This is a genomic window from Photorhabdus sp. RM96S, assembly GCF_042879335.1.
GTDB classification, from domain to species: domain Bacteria; phylum Pseudomonadota; class Gammaproteobacteria; order Enterobacterales; family Enterobacteriaceae; genus Photorhabdus; species Photorhabdus kayaii.
This window is the reverse complement of record NZ_JBHFKT010000025.1, coordinates 25,235-43,551: the sequence shown is the minus strand read 5'-3', so window position 1 is coordinate 43,551 and position 18,317 is coordinate 25,235. Positions and strand designations below refer to the sequence as shown.

Here is an 18,317-nt window from a genome sequence, read left to right as displayed (position 1 = left end):
TTTTTACCAGAAAATTTATAAATTGATCTATAAAATCAAATAGTTAAATAAGGAAGGCGGAATATAAATAGCTAAACACGAGTCAAAAATCCTATTTTAATGTTAATAGATTGGAGATACAGATGATGAATATATACCGGAACAATGAAAAAAACGGCATTAGCACAAATGGTTATGATGTTTGTAATGTTGAGTTTTTATCGGCGCTTTGTAGTGGATTAGTTAATCACAAACCCAATAACCTGCAAGATATTCTCAATGCGGTTGCCTTAATTACACCATTGTTAAATGCGATTCCCAGTGTGGTTTTCTTTATCAAAGATATCAAAGCACGTTATCTAATTGTGAACCTTACGCTAGCCACACGCTGCGGATTTAAGTCGATCTCTTCGCTACTCGGTAAAACCTCTTCCGAAATCTTTCCTGCTCAGATGGGCAGTTGTTACACCGAACAGGATTTACGTGTGTTGCATCAAGGGGTAATTATCCAAAACCAACTGGAGCTCCATTTTTATCATGGACGTAAAGCAGGTTGGTGCATGACATATAAATTGCCATTGTATAATCAACATAATCAAGTTATTGGTATGGCAGGAATTTCTCATGATTTGATGGAAGTTAAGGAAAATCATCCTGTGTACCAAAAGTTGGCTATCGTTGATGATTATATTCGTGAAAATTTTGATCGAACCATTCGTCTCGAAGAGCTAACTCATTTAACACGTCTCTCGGTTGCTCAATTGGAACGTTACTGTAAACGCATCTTTCACCTGACACCCCGGCAGATGATCCACAAAATCAGAATTGAAAAAGCGTCGGAATTGCTGGCTACGAAATTACCTATTACAGATGTTGCCTTGCAATGTGGTTATACTGATCACAGTGCATTTACTCGGCAATTTAAGGCGTCAACTGGACTCACTCCCAGTGATTTTCGTCAGTCAATAGGATTGGAGTAATTTGCCGTTTTACTAATACTTCCGCTCTTTCGTGATCCAATTTGTTGTACGAGATTGGGTTAATTAATCATATATTTGAGAAGCCAGTCTTTTTACCTGTCATTAGGAATTATCGACTCCATCAAAGCCTCTCAGCTTTAAGTTTGCCATTCCTATTATGCTGATTTCGTCATTGTTCACTGTGAAAAGTCACAAGCTTCTCAGTAGTGAAATCGCCATCATTCCACTAAAACCAATGAATCACATTTTATTAACAAAATAAAAACAATTTGCATTTTAAATGACGATCGAAAGGATAGAGCTATGAGCAAGAGAAAGGTTAGCTGGCAGGGGGTTTTCCCGGCAGTGACGACGCAATTTAACCCCGATTTTTCCATTAATTTGGACGCCACACAGAAGGTAATGACGAACCTGATTAAAGATGGGGTTTCCGGTTTAGTCGTCAATGGCTCTGTGGGGGAAAACACATCTCTGTCTATGAAGGAGAAGCGTACTATCGTTGAACTCGCAGTAGATGTTGCTGGTGGGCAAATTCCCGTTCTTTCGGGTATCGCAGAATTGACAACCGATAATGCGTGCAAAATGGTTGCTGAATGCCGACAGGCAGGGGCTGATGGGGTGATGATCATGCCACCTCTGGTTTATACTCCAACACCGAAAGAAAACAGGGAGTATTTCCGTACAATTTCGACCTCTACCGATTTACCCGTCATGCTATATAACAACCCTCTGCTGTATAAAAATGATATTACGCCGAAAATTCTGACGTCTCTGGCCGATTGCGAAAATATCGTTGCATTTAAAGATTCATCAGGCAATACCCGGCCTTTTAGTGATATTCCCAACGAGGCAGGCGATCGCTTCATTCTTTTTGCCGGTTTGGATGACGTCGTTTTAGAGTCAGTCGCAGTGGGCGCAGAAGGTTGGATTTCAGGTATGTCGAATGCCTTTCCTCGGGAAGGAGAGACTTTATTCCGTCTGGCTAAACAGAAACGTTATGAAGAAGCTCGGGAATTGTATCGCTGGTTTATGCCTCTGTTGCATTTGGATTTCCGCCCTGATTTGGTGCAATGCATCAAACTGTGTGAAGAAATGGTTGGCCGTGGTAGTGCCATTACCCGTCCACCGCGTTTACCACTTGAAGGGGAAACATTGGTTGAAGTACGCGCCATTGTAGAAAAAGCTCTCGCTAATCGTCCTTCATTGCCTGATGTAGGTCTCTGAATTGGGCTGTAACTTGTTTCTGATACCCTCGGAGGAATCGTTATGTTGGAACATTCAGGTATGCAGTTTATTGGGGGGCGCAGGCAAGCAGAGGGAGAACGCTGTTTGCACAGCCAGCGAGCGGTGGATAACTCACCAATAGGTTATGCGTTTTATCAGGCTACACGACATGAGGTCGATCTCGCCGCCCAAGCGGCAGCCGATGCATTTACCCGTTATAGCCAGACATCGTTAGAAGAACGTGCTGTTTTTTTAGATAAAATTGCCGATGAAATTGATGCTCTCAGTGATGACTTTATTACCCTTGTATCAGAAGAAACGGCTCTGCCTCCAGCTCGACTTCAAGGTGAACGGTCGAGAACGAGCGGGCAAATGAGGCTGTTTGCCACGCTGTTACGCCGTGGTGATATTCATGCTGCCCGTATTGATACTGCGCAACCTGAGAGAAAACCGCTTCCCAGAGTTGATATTCGCCAGTGCCATATTCCTCTAGGTCCTATTGCGGTTTTTGGCGCCAGTAATTTCCCTTTGGCTTTTTCAACTGCTGGTGGTGACACGGCGTCAGCATTAGCGGCGGGCTGTACCGTTGTTTTTAAAGCACATAGCGGTCATATGGCTACCGCTGAAGCCATAGCAGAAGCGATAGAACGCGCTATTATCGCCACACAAATGCCCGCAGGTGTATTCAATATGATTTATGGCAATAGCGTGGGAGCAGATCTCGTCAAACACCCAATTATTCAAGCCGTTGGTTTTACCGGCTCACTCGCTGGTGGGCGTGCACTGTTTGATATGGCTATGCAGCGACCACAACCTATTCCGGTTTTTGCTGAAATGTCGAGTATCAACCCGGTCATTGTGCTGCCAAACGCCTTAGTACAGCGAGGAAAACAGATCGCCCAAGAATTGGCAAATTCATTCACATTAGGTAGCGGGCAGTTTTGTACCAAGCCAGGCATCATCTTGGGTATTCGTTCACCAGAATTTGATCAATTTATTGCTCACTTGACGCAGGAGATCACGTTTCGTCCGGCACAGTCAATGCTAAACCGTGGCACATTACTCAATTACCAAAAAGGTATTCATCAACTGGATGATGAACCCTTAATGACACGGTTAGCCATTGGCGAACATCATGAAAATCAGGCAAGTGCGATGTTGTATCGCGCAGATATTGCCTTGTTGTTGAATAAAAATGCCCTGTTACAAGAGGAGGTTTTCGGTCCTGTTGCTATTGTGGTCGAAGTCGAAAGCCAATATCAGCTTTTACACGCAATTGACTGTTTGCAGGGGCAGCTTACCGCTACCTTGATTGGTGAGCACGATGAATTAGCGAATGCACACGAGCTCAGTCAACGATTACAAAACATTGCGGGCAGGGTGGTTGTCAATGGCTACCCAACAGGCGTTGAAGTCTGTGATGCCGTGGTTCATGGCGGGCCTTACCCTGCGACTTCGGATGCAAGGGGGACTTCAGTTGGCACACTGGCCATCTGGCGTTTTCTGCGCCCGGTCTGTTTCCAAAACTATCCCAAATCCTTACTTCCACCCGCGCTGCAAGACCATAATCCGTTAAATATTTCTCGATTAATCAATGGGGTGATGAGCCGGGAAGTGTTGTAAAACGCGCAGTTACCCGACTTTGACGTATATCAAATAAGAAACAGAAAAGGGCGAATAATTATGGCGCTATACAAAGCCTCTTCACGGCCAAAATCCGGTTCAGGGCAGGGTAAATTTAAGAAACAGTTAACACTCACGGATTTAACCTTCATCGGATTAGGGGCTATTTTTGGTTCTGGCTGGTTATTTGCGGCCAGTCATGTGTCTGTTATTGCAGGACCGGCAGGGATTTTTTCTTGGGTGATTGGCGGTATTGCTGTGCTCTTACTCGGTATTGTTTATTGCGAGCTGGGCGCGGCACTGCCGAAATCAGGTGGTATTATCCGCTATCCGGTGTTTTCTCACGGTGAACTCATGGGATATTTAATGGGTTCTATCACCTTAATTGCGTTTTCCAGCTTAATAGCCATTGAAGTCGTCGCCGCTCGACAATATGCGGCGGCGTGGTTTCCATTTCTGAGTCAACCTGGTTCTGGTGATCCGACACTGACAGGCTGGCTGGTTCAATTTATTTTATTAGCATTTTTCTTTTATCTTAATTACAACAGCGTGAAAACCTTTGCGAAATCCAACAATATTATTAGTATTTTCAAGTTCATCGTTCCGCTGCTCGTCATTATTGTCCTGTTTAATTATTTCAATCCGAGTAATTTGCAAGTTCACGGATTTTCTCCTTTTGGGGTATCGGGTGTTGAAGCTGCGGTTTCAACGGGGGGCATTATCTTTGCTTATCTTGGTCTAACGCCCATTATTTCTGTCGCTGGTGAAGTGGAAAAACCCCAAAAGACAATTCCTATTGCCCTCATTCTGTCTATTTCACTGTCTACGGTTATTTATGTTTTATTACAGTTAGCTTTCCTTGGCGGGATACCCTCTGATTTACTCTTCGGGGGCTGGAATAACATTGGGCAATATTTTTCATTGCCGTTTCGTGATATAGCCTTAATCCTCGGGGTGGGGTGGCTCGCTTTTTTGGTGGTATGTGATGCGGTGATCTCTCCAAGCGGTACTGGGAATATTTATATGAATGCCACTCCCCGTGTAGTTTATGGTTGGGCAAAAAGTGGGACGTTATTTAATGTGTTTACCCATGTTGATGAAAAATCGGGGATACCACGTCCTGCACTTTGGTTGACGTTTATTCTTTCTGTTTTCTGGACATTGCCTTTTCCTTCATGGGAAAAACTCATCAGTGTTGTTTCTGCGGCGTTAATTTTGAGCTACGCATTAGCGCCAGTAACCGCTTCTGCCTTACGCCGTAATGCCAGGGAGATAAAACGTCCTTTTTATGTTAAATGGTTTGCGCTCGTTGGCCCGCTTTCTTTTATTATTTCCGCTTTCATTGTTTATTGGTCTGGTTGGAAAACCGTTTCCTGGTTGCTCGGATTACAAATTGTCTTGTTCTTTATCTACTTGTTATTCAAAAATAAAGTTCCTATAGGCAAAGTGAGTTTGCGCCAACAGATAACCTCGGCCCTGTGGTTGATTAGTTTTTACAGTGCCATGATCATTCTATCCTATTTAGGAACGTTTGGCGGTAAAGGCATTATTCCTGCACCTTGGGATATTGTTGCAGTAGCAGTGATCGCTCTAATCGCCTTCTATTGGGGAACTTTTAGTGCTTTACCCAATGCTATTTTACCAACGGAGGATGAGGATTAGTGCTGATGGAAACTCATTGAGGCATGGACATCCTTGTCCACATTGATGCCGATAGATTTAAATAAGCTCATCATAAATTCAGATCAATAGTTACAAAAACGGAGATGAGCATAGATTCATTCTAGCCAGAACGTCCTCATTTTCTGAAAAATCAAGCACCTTCTGCAATGCTTGTTGCTTCAGGAACCTCAATTAATTTTCCTGACCTCACATCATATATGTACCCATATATGGAGATATTTGCGGGGACAAGAGGGTGGGTACGAATACGATGAATATCTTCAACTACGCTATCAACTTGATTGTTAATGGTAAGCCATTTGATATATTTTCCCTCAGATGATCCTGTACCGTTGCCGACATCTTTAAATCCCTCATCCGTCATTATCGCGCTTTCCAGGCTGCTTTCTAGTAGATCACCCATGATATTGTCTGTAAAAAGCTCCATCCCACAATTAGTATGGTGAATTACAAACCACTCTTTTGTTCCAAAAAGTTTATAGGAAATGATAAGTGAGCGAATAGCATCATCGCTGGCCCTTCCGCCTGCATTACGAATAATATGAGCGTCACCTTCAGATAAACCTGCAAATTTTGCTGGATCTAACCTAGCATCCATACACGTCAATATGGCAAATCGTCTGACAGCAGGTAAACCAAGGTTTTTTTTATCACCAAAAGTTGCTGCATATGCAATATTAGCGTCACTTATTTCTTTGATAACACAGCTCATCCTTCCTCCCTTCATATTTTCCGGTTTAATAAATTATGATATAAAACAAAGATATAGATAAAAAATCAACTTCTTGATAAAGCTAGGACATCCATCTAGATAAATGAATATGAGGCTGAAAATACAGATATATAAAAAAAACTTATGAAAAACTATATACTCGTATCCTTTGTACTGGTCAAGTAAATCGTCTGTATGCACTTATGCACAAGAGCAGCGAGCTATAGGTTATTACTCTGCCAATGGAAGCTAAATTTCAGACAGCCGGTCATATAAGTGGGGTAGGGAAGTATTGTATTATTCAGTAATACATGAAGAGGCGAATTCAGAATGTTCGTGAAATGGTGCTGGCTGGCCTGAATTCCCCAGTCAGTAAAAACAGCATGGATGATATTTTTGTAATGGCAGCGAAGGATTTAAATGTATAAGTTTTCCGAGTTGGCTGATGACGACATATTGCACGTTATACGATACAGCAATTTAATTTGGTCAAAACCAGGCGAGGCGTTATCACGATGAACTACTGAAAAGAACTTTCGAGCTACTAGCGACATCTCCATTAGTTTGCTGCATCACGGCGACGCAGGCGTTTATTTCTTATTTGGTTATCATGGTGCGCATAATGTATATTATGTTAAATAACCTTAGATGATAAACAACTTCACATAGACTCGGTGATTTTTGACATCCCTCCCTTTTCCAGTGTTACGGTGAGTTGAATGATGTATGTTTTATATTTTGGTTGAATCAATAAAAGCGATCCCCTGGGTTTCAGCCTTGCGTGACGAAAGAAAAGCACAGAGAGGAATGAGCGCCCTTTGCTTCAAGGTTAACATCCGGGTATAGCTGACCAACCGGGGAAAATCGGCCTGAAGATAGTGCTTAACATGCTGAATATAAAACGTTTTAAAATCACGATAATGGCTCATGTGGAATAAAATGAGTATCGTCATGACTTCACTGAGAGAAAGGTTAGATGTTTCTAGCACATTAAAAAACCTCGTTAAAAATAACGGGGTTTTTGCTTTTATCATGAAAAATAATATTTCCTATTTTTCCTTTATTATTAACTACGCTGTTTGAATTAATCTATCTAAATACCAATATATTTTGATTAAACAGGTTTAATCTTCGCAGAGTAATATCTTATCCATAACGCAATAAATATCAGAATAATAAAAAAAGCCGATACAGATAGAGTAAGTTCCTTAAAAATAAACCTGCTTATATTTATCCCCGATATTTCCCAGGATAAAAACAATGCTACAGGGCATGTTAAAAAACCTGAGATAAACCCAATAACAATTAAATAGTAAAGTTTTCTTTTGTTTGCTTTTTGAATAGTAGGGTTCAATTTTTTCTGATATCTCCAGTACTTCATGGTGAGGTAAAATAATCCTAACAATGAACTGAGATGCTGTAGAATTTTATATATACTTATCCCCTGCCCGTTGGTAATGGAATGAAAAATGCGGAACTGTAGTAAAGGGATTAGCTCGACAAAAAAACCTTTATCGTGTGTGAATGCATCCCAGACAATATGGGTTACAGCTCCTAAAAATAACGACAACACAAAAATAATTCTGTCTTTATAACCCTGTTTTTCATAACGAACAAAGGATATTGTATACATCATATCGTTGAAGCATGAAAGCCACCGACTTCGATTTCAGATTTAGAACCTTTAATCAAAGTCGGTAACTCGTTTCTTTTAAATTGAAGTGTCAGACTGAGCTAAGACATTATATTTTTTCAATATCTCTTTAACTCTATCTTTAGGAATAGAAAACGAAGTATTACCATTTCTCCCAACCATTTTTTTGGCGGCGATCATAGCATTAATGATTGCTTCTTCTGTTGCACTTATTGTGGCCTCATACAAAGGATCTAGTTTGTCATTTGACAGTATTTTTATTGTTTTTACATCCTTTCTAGAGAAAGCCTCATTATTTGCGGTCGAAAATGCAATAAATATCTCACCGCTCGTATTTCTGGCTACCCCACCTACCTTTGCCAGCCCAAGAGATACTCGTTTAGCTATTTTTTCTAATTGGTGAGGAGCTAATGGTGCATCTGTGGCTACCACCGCTATTATGGAACCGGCATCCTTTATTTTTTTCTTGTTTCCATGATATATCGGCTTGAGATCCTGTATTTCTTTACCAACTGGAATCCCAGCAATAATCAAATCATCCCTATCACCAAAGTTGCCTTGAACAAGAACGCCAACAGTATATCCGCCATCTTTTTTATCTAGAATTCTTGATGAAGTACCTGTGCCTCCCTTAAATTTGAAAAGGTTCATTCCCGTTCCGCCGCCGACATTACCCTCTTCTATCGCTCCTGATTTTGCACTATTCAACGCATGATATACGTGTTCTTTCTTTACATGCATACCGTTTATATCATTTAATATTCCATCCCACGTTTCTGCAACCACAGGTAATAACCAAAATAAATCATCTTTTAGTGGTGATGTTAGATTATTATCAAACATCCAGCTAATTGTTGAGTCTCTAACAACACCAACACTATGGGTGTTGGTTATTAAGATTGGCGTTTCTAAGAAACCACTTTCTTTGACCCATTGATTGCCTGTCATATCTCCATTTCCATTTAAAGAGAATGTACTAGAAAATACCGGGCTAAATTTCTTTCCTCTTGGCAATATAGCTGTTACGCCTGTTCTTATTGGGCCTTTTCCAACCTCTAGCTTTCCATCGCCTTCTATTATGGTTGAATAGCCAACTTCTACACCATTAACATCTGTAATCGCATTATGTTTCCCGGTTACTCCAGAGAAAGGAATGCCTAAATCCCTTGCTCTAATCTCATCGGCTAAAGAATTAGAAGCTATCACTGACGATAGAGATAAAATTATAATATTTAATATTTTCATAACTACTCCTTGTTATACCAAATTAACTCGAAGGTTTAAGATTCAGAACACGAAGAGCCAATACGAAAGGGATTCGTTTTTGACCAGTCGATATACCCTTTTGCACTATTACGTAATTATATTATTCAGGTTCACAATTTATTGTGATATTCCGCTGATATTTAGCAGGGAGTAAGTTCATGGAACGCCGTTTTCGTTGTTCGGAATCATTATTTCGCGACGGCAAGGGAACGAATCCCCGGGAGCATAGATAACTATGTGACCGGGGTGAGTGAGTGCAGCTACCTCAGCCAATGTGATGCAATGCTTCCCCAACGGCGTCAAAAAGACGATCCAAATCGGCTCGTTCAGCATTGAACATAGGCCCGAATTGTAGCGTATCACCGCTAAAGCGTACGTAAAAACCTGCTTTCCAAAGCGCCATGCTGGCATCAAAAGGACGTATAGCGGCATCACCGTCACGGGCAGCCAACTCGATTGCCCCTATCAAGCCACAGTTGCGGATGTCAGTCACATTTGGACAGTTTCTGAGAGCATGAAGGGCCGTTTCGAAATGAGGGGCAAGTTCAGCAGAGCGTTGGATAAGATGCTCTTTATCCAACAGATCTAAAGTTGCTAACCCGGCAGCACAGGCTACGGGATGTGCCGAATAGGTATAACCATGACTAAACTCCACGGAGTGTTCCGGTAGAGGCTGGGACATAAAGGCCCCATAAATTTCACTGCTTGCCACTACGCCTCCCAGAGGAATGGCGCCATTGGTAATTTGTTTGGCAAAGTTAAGCAGATCTGGCGTCACACCAAAATATTCAGCACCAGTCCAGCGTCCCATGCGACCAAAACCAGTAATAACTTCATCAAAAATCAACAAAATATTATGTTGATCACAAATTTCACGCAGACGCTGTAGATACCCTTTGGGCGGAATAATCGCACCGGCGGAACCGGACACAGGCTCGACAATAACTGCCGCAATATTGGAGGCATCATGCAGTTCGATCAACTTGAGCATCTCGTTGGCCAATTCCACGCCGCCGGTTTCCGCCATACCCGGTGTAAACGCCATACCGCTCTGCAATGTATGGGGTAAGTGATCTACATCCATTAACTGTCCGAACATTTTGCGGTTGTTACCAATCCCCCCCAAACTGGTACCCGCAATATTGACACCGTGATAACCACGTGCACGGCCAATCAGTTTAGTTTTCTCGGGTTGGCCTTTTACTCGCCAGTAAGCTCGTGCCATTTTGACCGCGGTATCTACAGATTCAGAACCTGAGCTGGTGAAAAAGACGTGGTTGAGATCACCGGGTGTTAAATTGGCAATCTTTTCTGCCAGTTGAAACGACAAGGGATGACCGAACTGAAAGCCTGGTGAGTAATCGAGTGTGCTCAATTGAGTAGTGACAGCTTGCTGAATTTCTATCCGGCTATGGCCTGCTCCACAGGTCCAAAGACCGGACAGACTGTCATAAATTTGGCGCCCTTTATCGTCCTTTAGCCATTGCCCTTCGGCAGCAACAATAAAGCGGGGATCGCGTTGGAAATTTCGGTTGGCACTGAATGGCATCCAGTGAGATTGCAGGTTTAACGATTTAGAAAAACGAGTTTCAGACATAGCTAACTTCCTCTCACAAAAGTAAAATTTGAGTTTAGTTCAACCCTCCTATTTTCGCCAACGATAAATAACTAATAGTTTCTTCTAAATTACCTTGGAAATTGTTATTGCGAAAACGTATCAGATTCTGCTTGAAACAATTGTGTTACGTTTATTGCGATTTTCGTTTATTTCGTTTAATGTGCTAAGTCAAAATGAATGACTAACAGGTGCAACATGATTACTTCCACTTTCTCTGATGTAAATCTTCCGGCTAAACGCGAAAGTGAAATAGCTGGAAAGGGGCTGCGTGAACTTTCAGCGTTCCTTTCAACAAAACTTGAAACTCAGCAGATTTCAATTATGAGTGATGATCATAAATCTCATCAAATTGAAGTGCCTACATCTGCGCTTACTATGCTAGTGCAAATCTTGAGTGAACTCGCTTCAGGTAATGCAGTGCAAATTGTTCCTGTTCATGCCGAGCTAACCACTCAAGAAGCCGCAAACATATTGAATGTATCGCGGCCTCATATGGTTAAACTTCTGGAAGATGGTTGTCTTCCTTTCCATAAAACAGGCCGACATCGGCGTATTCGTTTTGCTGATCTGATGGAATATAAAAAGCAGCGTAATGCTGAGAGTATGGAGGCTATGAAGGCATTAGCTAATCAGGCTCAAGAATTAGGGATCTACTAATGACCCATTCACCGTACCCTGTTTTGCTTGATGCATGTGTGTTGTATCCCGCTAGGTTGCGTGACTTATTAATGCATTTGGGGATAGCCGGTCTATATCAAGCCAAATTTAAACATTGAAGCAATACATCCTGATGAATTTATTTCTGACCTTTTTGATCTTAATCATGCAAAAGCGTTGGCTGCTGTTCAAACACAACGAACAGTCTTAAAGAAGCCACCAATGACAAGTGATGAATTTTTGGCAATGTTGCTGAAACTGGGTTTACCTATGACAGTTAAGGCATTAGAAGGATATAAGTTCATGATTTGATACTGTCGGAAAACAGATGTTTTCCGACATTGCAAGTGCTCTTTCGGAATTTATATCGTAATGGTGCCATTGATACAAGTCACAGCACCACCGCCGACAAAAATCTTACCGTCAGAATGGCTGAGCCATACGCTTCCCTGACGGCCAAGTTTTTTTCCTTGTGATGAATGAACGATTTTATCGTCAATCATTGCTACTTTGTGGTGGCGCATAAATGCGGCAACGCTACCATTTCCACTACCGCAAACAGGGTCTTCATTGACACCGCATGATGGGGCGAAAGAGCGTACTTCAATATCAGCTTCTACCCCCTCACAATAGGCACCATAGAGACAAACTCCGGTGACGTTTATTTGCGTGTCATGCTCGCACAATTTGGCATAATCAGGTTCTGCTGCCAGCACGGCTTCTGCTCCCGTAGTATGAGCGACAATCCAGCGAGCTCCCACGTCAATAAGTGCCGGTGTTAACGCGCGATCTAATGGGCAACTCAGAATGCTTTCGAGGCGATCTATCTGTTCGGCACTAAGCAATGTGATGGCGGGTTCCGGCAGTTCGAAGGTGATTGATTGCTGACCACTTTCCATTTCAGTAATGTTCAATGTAATCAGCCCTGCTCCACATTCTTGCACAATACGCCCTTCTCTCGCCTGAATTAATCCGGCTTCAAGCAGAGCATGTGCGGTACCGATCGTGGGATGACCGGCAAAAGGAAGTTCACTACCGGGTGTGAAAATCCGTACACGGTAATCTGCTAGAGGGTTTTCTACGGGAAGAACAAAAGTGGTCTCGGAAAGATTGGTCCAGTTAGCAATAGCCTGCATCTGTATTGGTGTGAGTCCCTTGGCATCCATGACAACGGCAACGGGATTTCCTTTAAAAGGCCGGTGAGTGAATACATCAACCTGCTTAAATGGTACGAGAGACATAAAATTTCCTTTTTATGGTAGCAAAAGTGGTTGGTAGTTTATAATAAAAGAATAACTTAGGAAAAAGATATAGGCCATTAAATAAATCCTAATTATTTTCTGATTTGTCATAAAATTAATATTTTATCTTTATATAAATAATAATCTGTTTTATTGTTGATATGTGAATATGTATTTCTCAACAATTAAATAGGTATTATAAGATGGCTGAAATAAAATTAAAAAATGGTAAAATTATTTCTCTTGATGAAGCAGAGAGAGTACGTTCTCGTGAGGCGAAGGGCGGATATTTGTATATGCTTAATAATATAGTTTATAAGCCAATGAATCTAGGCAGTTCTGTTGAACATTGTTTTAGAAATGCTGATGTTAATTATGGATTGCCAAACGTATACTTAGATGTTTTTGATGCTACATTTTCATTTCAAACTGCCAATGGTATGACTCGTAGTGAGGAAGCCACTTTTATTAAGATGAAACGGATCGATATGAGAAATAATCATTTCTTTCAAATTTCTCATGGTGGGGAGGCGAATCTTAGGAACTTTATTAATATAGAGAGTGATAAAGAAAGGTTAAAAAGAATTTTACGAGCTTTATGTGCAGCCCGGGAATCAAAATTAAGAGATCCTCAAGGTTTTTATTTGTCAAGAGGCTCTGATCCGATATTGTTCTGTGATATTCATTGTGGTTCAACACCTCCCCCAGAAATTGAAGGATTGATTGAACATACCAAACGTAGGATGGAAGCGCTTTTTGGTAATTAGGCTCATCTTCACCGTCCAGAATTTTCACATCACTTTACATATGTATGTATATACATATAATTAACATTACCTTATAATGATAAGCGTAATACAGTAATAAATGTTACTTGTTGAGTTATATAACGATTTTATTGAATTTAACTTAGATGAGAATGACATGATGACAGTATCTTGCAAGCCTAACCTTCAACTTGTCTACGTATCTGATATCGAGCGTTCGACAGCCTTCTACGAAACACTTTTCAATATTAAGCCAGTGTTTTCGAGTCCTCGTTATGTGGCATTTGCCGCCGATGGTGAAGCACTATTCGCTATTTGGTCAGGTGGAACAACGCCAGATGCCTCTACTCCACGGTTTTCTGAGATCGGTATTATGTTGCCATCTGGCGAAGATGTAGATCGTTTATTTGAGGAATGGCGAAAGAAACCCGATATTAAGATTGTGAAGGAACCTCACACTGAGGTCTTTGGTCGTACTTTCCTGATTGAAGATCCCGATGGTCATATTATTCGGGTATGTCCTTTGGATTAGGGAGGTCGCTATCATGATTTCTTAAAATAACGACTAGAGGACTTCGTTTGTGAAGTCCTCTGAAAGGTAGTCATTTAATAGTGGTAGCGGCACTGTACAATAATGATTGCATCATCTGTTACCTTATAAACTAAACGATGCTCTCGATTAATACGTCTAGACCAATAACCCGACCAATTATGTTTTAAAGGTTCTGGGTCCCCTAACCCATTGAAGGATTGCCTTTTAATGTCTTTGATGAGTGTATTAACACGCTTTAGGACTTTTTTATCGGTTTGTTGCCAATAAAGATAGTCCTCCCATGCCATTTCTGCCCAAGATAAAATCATTCTTCCAATAGCCCTTTTTCAATCATTCTTCCTGCTTCCACTTCAGCAATTGCCTGACTTAAACGTGCAGCATTTTTCGGGCTAGCCATTAAATAGACTGTTTCTTCGTAGGCTTGAAAATCTTCCAAACTTAGGACGACTGCTGGTTTTCCATTCTGACGAGTAATTAAAATTGGCTTGTGATCGTCGTTCACTTTATCTAAAGTGCTGGCCAAGTGAGTCCTAAATGCTGAATAGCTTATTGTGTCCATCGTTAATCCTCCTCGCTTCATTGTACCTGCTACTGTACCTGTACAAATATAAGTACGCAAGTGTTGCGAAATCAATTCGATGCAATTCCTCGACTGGTCTCGGATGGAGAGTACATCGCTAATTCTGCGATGATATAAATTGCACTCACCTTTTCAAGGTTTCTTTTGGATAGTTTCACTTAGTTTCTAACCCTGCAACTCTCCCAATTTCTGTTCAATCTGTTGTTGAAAATATTCCGCACGAGTTAATAAAACGGTTATTGTTTTCACATCACACAGCTCGCTTTTTTCAATACGCAGACAGACACGTATTCCTTGCTGATATTGCATCAGCGCAAAAGCGCCTTTCATACGATGGGCGTGACGTACAACTTTTTCATGACATTTCTGGTTTTCTTGTTGTTGCAATTCTGCAATATCTTCCGACATCCCTTGCTGTATTGCGCTGAGTAATTGGCGTTCTACAGCCATATCTTGTTGAGCCAACGCTTGAATCTCATCGAATGTTAACGTTGATTTGTCATTAACTTGCCGGTAATAACGGGTAATTGCTGCCAGCAATTTGCTTTGCACCAACGGCTTAATTAATACACCATTCATTCCCGCTTCCAAACAACGAGCCTGTTCGGTAGAAAATGCGTTCGCAGTGCATCCCAGAATAATAAATGGCGGTAATTGCCGTAATCGTTCATGTTTTCTCAGCAATTGAGCCAGTACGTAACCGTTCATCACCGGCATTTGGCAATCTGTCAGCACGATATCGAAATAGCCCTCTTCTACCAGATTCATGGCCTGTTCACCGCTTTCAGCGAGCGCAATACGATGGCCCGATGACGCTAACTGTAATGACAGTACCTGTAAATTGGCAGGTAGATCATCAACCACTAAAATATTCAAAGATTCATGAAGTTCCATCTCAATATTTTCGGTTTTTTCACTTATCGCCTCCTTTTCAATAACACTACGCGTAAGCGGTAATATCACGGTAACCTGTGCGCCACCACTGGGCGCACCCATGATTTTCAAGCTGCCGCCCATTAATTCAACTAACTGTACAGAGATAGGTAATCCCAACCCCGTACCGGTTTTACCACCATTATTTTGTGTCACCTGTACATAGGGCAGTAAAACCGCCTCATACATGGTTTCTGGAATACCGCAACCAGTATCAGCAACCACCAGCGTAATTTCATCTTGGTGGCTCTCTGGAATAGACTGATAGCTGGCGCTGATCTGTACACCACCCTGTTCGGTAAATTTAATAGCATTGCCCAACAGGTTATTGATGACTTGGGTTACGCGTGTTGCGTCGAGGAGGTGGTAATATTCAGACGGTAAATCAAACTGATAGGTGAAAAATAATTCTTTTTCCTTTGCCCGATGGCTAAAAGTTGCCACGCAATTTTCCAGAATCGTCTGCAATGATTCCGGCTTGAGATTCAGCACCATCCGCCCTGATTCTATTTTGGAGAAATCCAGCACATCACCGATGATTCCTTGCAAGGATATGGCAGCCTGCCAGGCGATATGTAATGGCGTGGATGGCTGAGTTTGCTTTTTTACCTCCAGATCAAGAATACCGATAATGGCTTGTAGCGGAGTGCGGATCTCATGGCTCATGTGGGCTAGAAAATCTGATTTCTCAAGGCTGGCGAGTTCCGCCTTATCACGTTCCTGGCGTAGTTCTTGCGCCAACAATTTACGTTCGGTCACATCAAACCAGCCACCAATGATTCCCTGAACAACGCCTTCGGTATTGCTATAACTTTCGAGCCACAAATAAACGTCTTTATCCTGTCCTTGAATAACAATGTTGCGATCAGAAAAATGTACAGGAGCACCTTCCAAACAGCGTAGAAAAATTAGACTGATCTCTTGCTCATCGACCGGTTTTAAAAAGCATAGGGAAAAAAGACTACGGCCAATCACCTCAGATCCAACAGAGCCCATTTCATGCCGGAAATAGAGGTTAGCCGCCGTGATGCACATGGTCGGATCGCAGACAAACATGGGCGTAGGCATGTTATTAAAGAGTGTTTCCCAGTACGCTAGCAAATTTTGTAAGTTGCTTTCTGCGGTCTTACGTCGTCTGATCTGATGAGCAAGATAACTGCCCCAAAAAATTGAACTTAGCGCAATTACAAATAACGCCCCTCCCCACAACTTTACCCAAGGCGAAATGTTATTATCGTCATAGGAAGCGACATTCCCCATGGATAACCACTTCAACCGTAATACCCGCAGTTCATTTGGTGGCAGTGCATCAATGCTTTTATTTAATATGTCCACCAGTTGAGGATAGGCCGGTATGATGGCGTATTGTTCCGGTTGTAATGAGCCCTTAAAGGACTGAATAGAAATATTGGCACCATAACGGCTTGCTTGTAGATAATCCGCACTGATCAGGCTATCAAAAGTGGCATCTGCCGCCCCGGCCAGCACCATATCGATACCTTGTGTCACGCTGTCAACTTCCACGACGAAAATCTCTGGATACTGCTTCAATAGCGACGAAAGTGCATGACCACGCTGAATCGCCACCCGATGGTGTTTAAGTTGTTCAAACTCATTGGGGGCATTGCGCTCATTGCGGGTGATCATCACCCATTCCACGGTACCATAGGGATGGCTGAAAGAGAGCCAACGGCTACGTTCGGGGGTGTTGATCATAGAGGTCATTTGCGCTTCGCCATTTTCTAGCAACTTTTTAATGCCGATTGCGCCATCTGTTGGCATAAAATTAAAGGTGATGCCACTTTTTTCTCCCAGTAGACGCAAAATGTCCACATCCAGCCCAGTGATTTGACCGTTTTTATCCAGAAAGGAATAAGGTGGCGCAGTACGAGTCAGTGCCACATTGACGACAGGATTTTTTTTAATCCAAGCTTTTTCCTGAGCTGAAAAGATTGTAGCGTCATTATTACTGCCCAATGCCAGCCCAGAAATCCAACGTTCGTAAACTTTATTTCTGATAGCATGAGGAATGGATGTCAGAATCAGATTTACTGCTTCAACCATGCCATCACCGTTGTGACCGAGAAAGTCATACCGTTCCCCCAACGAGATATCCCGGCGGTAGGTCAACCCGGTAAATGGACGAAAAGCCAGCAAATAGGCAATCTGACTTTGCCCGTCCAGATAGGCATCCATTTCGCCATCCACGACTGCCTGTATCCCCTCCTGCTGATCCTTCGCCACCAAAATGCTATGGTAATGTTTACGTAATTGCTTAATGACATTCGGATCACTGCTTGGTGCCGCCATAATATTCATTTTGGCAAATGGCATATTCACTTGTTCTTTGCGCATAATGAGGGCGAGGGGTTGTACCAGAATCGGGTAAGTGTCATTTGCTTCATTTCCTGATTGTGATGAGGCGGAATTTGATAACAGTTGGATATCTCCACGTTGCAGCGCTTTATAAGCTGATTCCCAGTTGCCAAACAGCCGTACCTCCACCGGTCTTTTCAACACAGTTTCGATCAAGCGCAGATAATCAGCATAAATCCCTTCCAACTTGCCGTCCCAACGATGGATCACCAATGGCGCGCCGATACAGCAGAGAATGCCAACTTTTAATGCTGGAAAACGCGGGGGAAGCACCCTCCCGTATTCTTTAACGGGAAAAGGCAGAAATTCTTGTGATTCTTGAGTGATGTTTGAATAAAACTCCACCGGTAGCCCATTTGCAGGTAGCTTTTGCGCATTGCGGTATTCAAACAGGTTGAGGCTCCAGCCAGATAGCGGTAACAGCAATACCAATATGGCAAACCATCGCCATGCTTTGCACCGGCACTTCAT

General features: G+C 42.2%; 16 protein-coding genes. 7 read left to right on the top strand and 9 right to left on the bottom strand.

What is annotated here, in order from left to right:
- Positions 1 to 122: 122 nt before the first annotated feature.
- The 4 genes from ACGF49_RS15730 (at position 123) to ACGF49_RS15715 (ending at position 5,468) form a co-directional block, all read left to right on the top strand.
- Positions 123 to 959, top strand: coding sequence for an AraC family transcriptional regulator (locus ACGF49_RS15730; RefSeq protein ID WP_113040559.1), 837 nt, complete (start codon positions 123 to 125; stop codon positions 957 to 959).
- A gap of 303 nt (positions 960 to 1,262) precedes the next feature.
- Complete coding sequence (locus ACGF49_RS15725; protein WP_262978082.1) at positions 1,263 to 2,183, top strand: dihydrodipicolinate synthase family protein; 921 nt, start codon at positions 1,263 to 1,265, stop codon at positions 2,181 to 2,183.
- A gap of 42 nt (positions 2,184 to 2,225) precedes the next feature.
- Positions 2,226 to 3,806, top strand: a complete 1,581-nt coding sequence (locus tag ACGF49_RS15720) for an aldehyde dehydrogenase (NADP(+)) (RefSeq protein WP_387491783.1) — start codon at positions 2,226 to 2,228, stop codon at positions 3,804 to 3,806.
- Positions 3,807 to 3,866: 60 nt separating this feature from the next.
- Positions 3,867 to 5,468 carry an APC family permease gene (locus ACGF49_RS15715; RefSeq protein ID WP_387491781.1) on the top strand — a complete coding sequence of 534 codons (1,602 nt, stop codon included), beginning with the start codon at positions 3,867 to 3,869 and terminating at the stop codon, positions 5,466 to 5,468.
- A gap of 151 nt (positions 5,469 to 5,619) precedes the next feature.
- Here ACGF49_RS15715 and ACGF49_RS15710 read toward each other — a convergent pair whose 3' ends face one another.
- The 5 genes from ACGF49_RS15710 to ACGF49_RS15690 form a co-directional block, all read right to left on the bottom strand.
- Positions 5,620 to 6,201: a carbonic anhydrase gene (locus ACGF49_RS15710; protein WP_228902569.1), complete on the bottom strand. Its 582-nt coding sequence runs from the start codon at positions 6,199 to 6,201 to the stop codon at positions 5,620 to 5,622.
- A 731-nt stretch (positions 6,202 to 6,932) separates the two neighbouring features.
- Positions 6,933 to 7,190, bottom strand: coding sequence for a hypothetical protein (locus tag ACGF49_RS15705; RefSeq protein ID WP_229015695.1), 258 nt, complete (start codon positions 7,188 to 7,190; stop codon positions 6,933 to 6,935).
- Positions 7,191 to 7,315: 125 nt separating this feature from the next.
- Complete coding sequence (locus ACGF49_RS15700) at positions 7,316 to 7,834, bottom strand: DUF4184 family protein (RefSeq protein WP_229015697.1); 519 nt, start codon at positions 7,832 to 7,834, stop codon at positions 7,316 to 7,318.
- A 78-nt stretch (positions 7,835 to 7,912) separates the two neighbouring features.
- Positions 7,913 to 9,100 (bottom strand): P1 family peptidase, encoded by a 1,188-nt coding sequence (locus ACGF49_RS15695; protein WP_387491776.1) that lies wholly within the window; start codon positions 9,098 to 9,100, stop codon positions 7,913 to 7,915.
- Between the two features lie 286 nt (positions 9,101 to 9,386).
- Positions 9,387 to 10,718, bottom strand: coding sequence for an aspartate aminotransferase family protein (locus ACGF49_RS15690; protein ID WP_387491774.1), 1,332 nt, complete (start codon positions 10,716 to 10,718; stop codon positions 9,387 to 9,389).
- A gap of 216 nt (positions 10,719 to 10,934) precedes the next feature.
- Between ACGF49_RS15690 and ACGF49_RS15685 the strand changes: the two genes are divergently transcribed.
- Positions 10,935 to 11,396 (top strand): helix-turn-helix domain-containing protein, encoded by a 462-nt coding sequence (locus ACGF49_RS15685; protein WP_113040551.1) that lies wholly within the window; start codon positions 10,935 to 10,937, stop codon positions 11,394 to 11,396.
- Between the two features lie 362 nt (positions 11,397 to 11,758).
- Here the strand turns inward: ACGF49_RS15685 and ACGF49_RS15680 are convergent, their stop codons facing one another.
- Positions 11,759 to 12,637 carry a PhzF family phenazine biosynthesis protein gene (locus ACGF49_RS15680; protein WP_387491772.1) on the bottom strand — a complete coding sequence of 293 codons (879 nt, stop codon included), beginning with the start codon at positions 12,635 to 12,637 and terminating at the stop codon, positions 11,759 to 11,761.
- A 203-nt stretch (positions 12,638 to 12,840) separates the two neighbouring features.
- Here ACGF49_RS15680 and ACGF49_RS15675 point away from each other — a divergent pair, with 203 nt between their 5' ends.
- Together ACGF49_RS15675 and ACGF49_RS15670 are read left to right on the top strand one after the other, a co-directional pair.
- The gene (locus ACGF49_RS15675) at positions 12,841 to 13,404 is read left to right on the top strand and encodes a hypothetical protein (RefSeq protein ID WP_271859419.1); all 564 of its coding nucleotides are present in this window, start codon (positions 12,841 to 12,843) and stop codon (positions 13,402 to 13,404) included.
- A gap of 157 nt (positions 13,405 to 13,561) precedes the next feature.
- Positions 13,562 to 13,936 (top strand): VOC family protein, encoded by a 375-nt coding sequence (locus ACGF49_RS15670; RefSeq protein ID WP_271865797.1) that lies wholly within the window; start codon positions 13,562 to 13,564, stop codon positions 13,934 to 13,936.
- Positions 13,937 to 14,010: 74 nt separating this feature from the next.
- Here the strand turns inward: ACGF49_RS15670 and ACGF49_RS15665 are convergent, their stop codons facing one another.
- The 3 genes from ACGF49_RS15665 to ACGF49_RS15655 all read right to left on the bottom strand — a co-directional run bounded on the left by ACGF49_RS15665 (position 14,011) and on the right by ACGF49_RS15655 (position 18,317).
- Positions 14,011 to 14,265 carry a Txe/YoeB family addiction module toxin gene (locus ACGF49_RS15665; protein WP_113040548.1) on the bottom strand — a complete coding sequence of 85 codons (255 nt, stop codon included), beginning with the start codon at positions 14,263 to 14,265 and terminating at the stop codon, positions 14,011 to 14,013.
- Positions 14,262 to 14,516, bottom strand: coding sequence for a type II toxin-antitoxin system Phd/YefM family antitoxin (locus ACGF49_RS15660; protein ID WP_113040547.1), 255 nt, complete (start codon positions 14,514 to 14,516; stop codon positions 14,262 to 14,264). The genes ACGF49_RS15665 and ACGF49_RS15660 overlap by 4 nt, the downstream gene beginning before the upstream one ends.
- Positions 14,517 to 14,702: 186 nt before the next feature.
- Entirely contained in the window at positions 14,703 to 18,317 is a 3,615-nt protein-coding gene (locus ACGF49_RS15655) for a transporter substrate-binding domain-containing protein (protein ID WP_387491767.1), read from the bottom strand.

Coding starts and splice junctions, on each gene's coding strand:
- ACGF49_RS15715 (WP_387491781.1), top strand. CDS start 3,867: ATGGCGCTATACAAAGCCTCTTCACGGCCAAAATCCGGTTCAGGGCAG.
- ACGF49_RS15665 (WP_113040548.1), bottom strand. CDS start 14,265: ATGATTTTATCTTGGGCAGAAATGGCATGGGAGGACTATCTTTATTGG.
- ACGF49_RS15700 (WP_229015697.1), bottom strand. CDS start 7,834: ATGTATACAATATCCTTTGTTCGTTATGAAAAACAGGGTTATAAAGAC.
- ACGF49_RS15720 (WP_387491783.1), top strand. CDS start 2,226: ATGTTGGAACATTCAGGTATGCAGTTTATTGGGGGGCGCAGGCAAGCA.
- ACGF49_RS15725 (WP_262978082.1), top strand. CDS start 1,263: ATGAGCAAGAGAAAGGTTAGCTGGCAGGGGGTTTTCCCGGCAGTGACG.
- ACGF49_RS15660 (WP_113040547.1), bottom strand. CDS start 14,516: ATGGACACAATAAGCTATTCAGCATTTAGGACTCACTTGGCCAGCACT.
- ACGF49_RS15680 (WP_387491772.1), bottom strand. CDS start 12,637: ATGTCTCTCGTACCATTTAAGCAGGTTGATGTATTCACTCACCGGCCT.
- ACGF49_RS15730 (WP_113040559.1), top strand. CDS start 123: ATGATGAATATATACCGGAACAATGAAAAAAACGGCATTAGCACAAAT.
- ACGF49_RS15690 (WP_387491774.1), bottom strand. CDS start 10,718: ATGTCTGAAACTCGTTTTTCTAAATCGTTAAACCTGCAATCTCACTGG.
- ACGF49_RS15670 (WP_271865797.1), top strand. CDS start 13,562: ATGATGACAGTATCTTGCAAGCCTAACCTTCAACTTGTCTACGTATCT.
- ACGF49_RS15655 (WP_387491767.1), bottom strand. CDS start 18,317: ATGAAGTGCCGGTGCAAAGCATGGCGATGGTTTGCCATATTGGTATTG.
- ACGF49_RS15685 (WP_113040551.1), top strand. CDS start 10,935: ATGATTACTTCCACTTTCTCTGATGTAAATCTTCCGGCTAAACGCGAA.
- ACGF49_RS15710 (WP_228902569.1), bottom strand. CDS start 6,201: ATGAGCTGTGTTATCAAAGAAATAAGTGACGCTAATATTGCATATGCA.
- ACGF49_RS15695 (WP_387491776.1), bottom strand. CDS start 9,100: ATGAAAATATTAAATATTATAATTTTATCTCTATCGTCAGTGATAGCT.
- ACGF49_RS15675 (WP_271859419.1), top strand. CDS start 12,841: ATGGCTGAAATAAAATTAAAAAATGGTAAAATTATTTCTCTTGATGAA.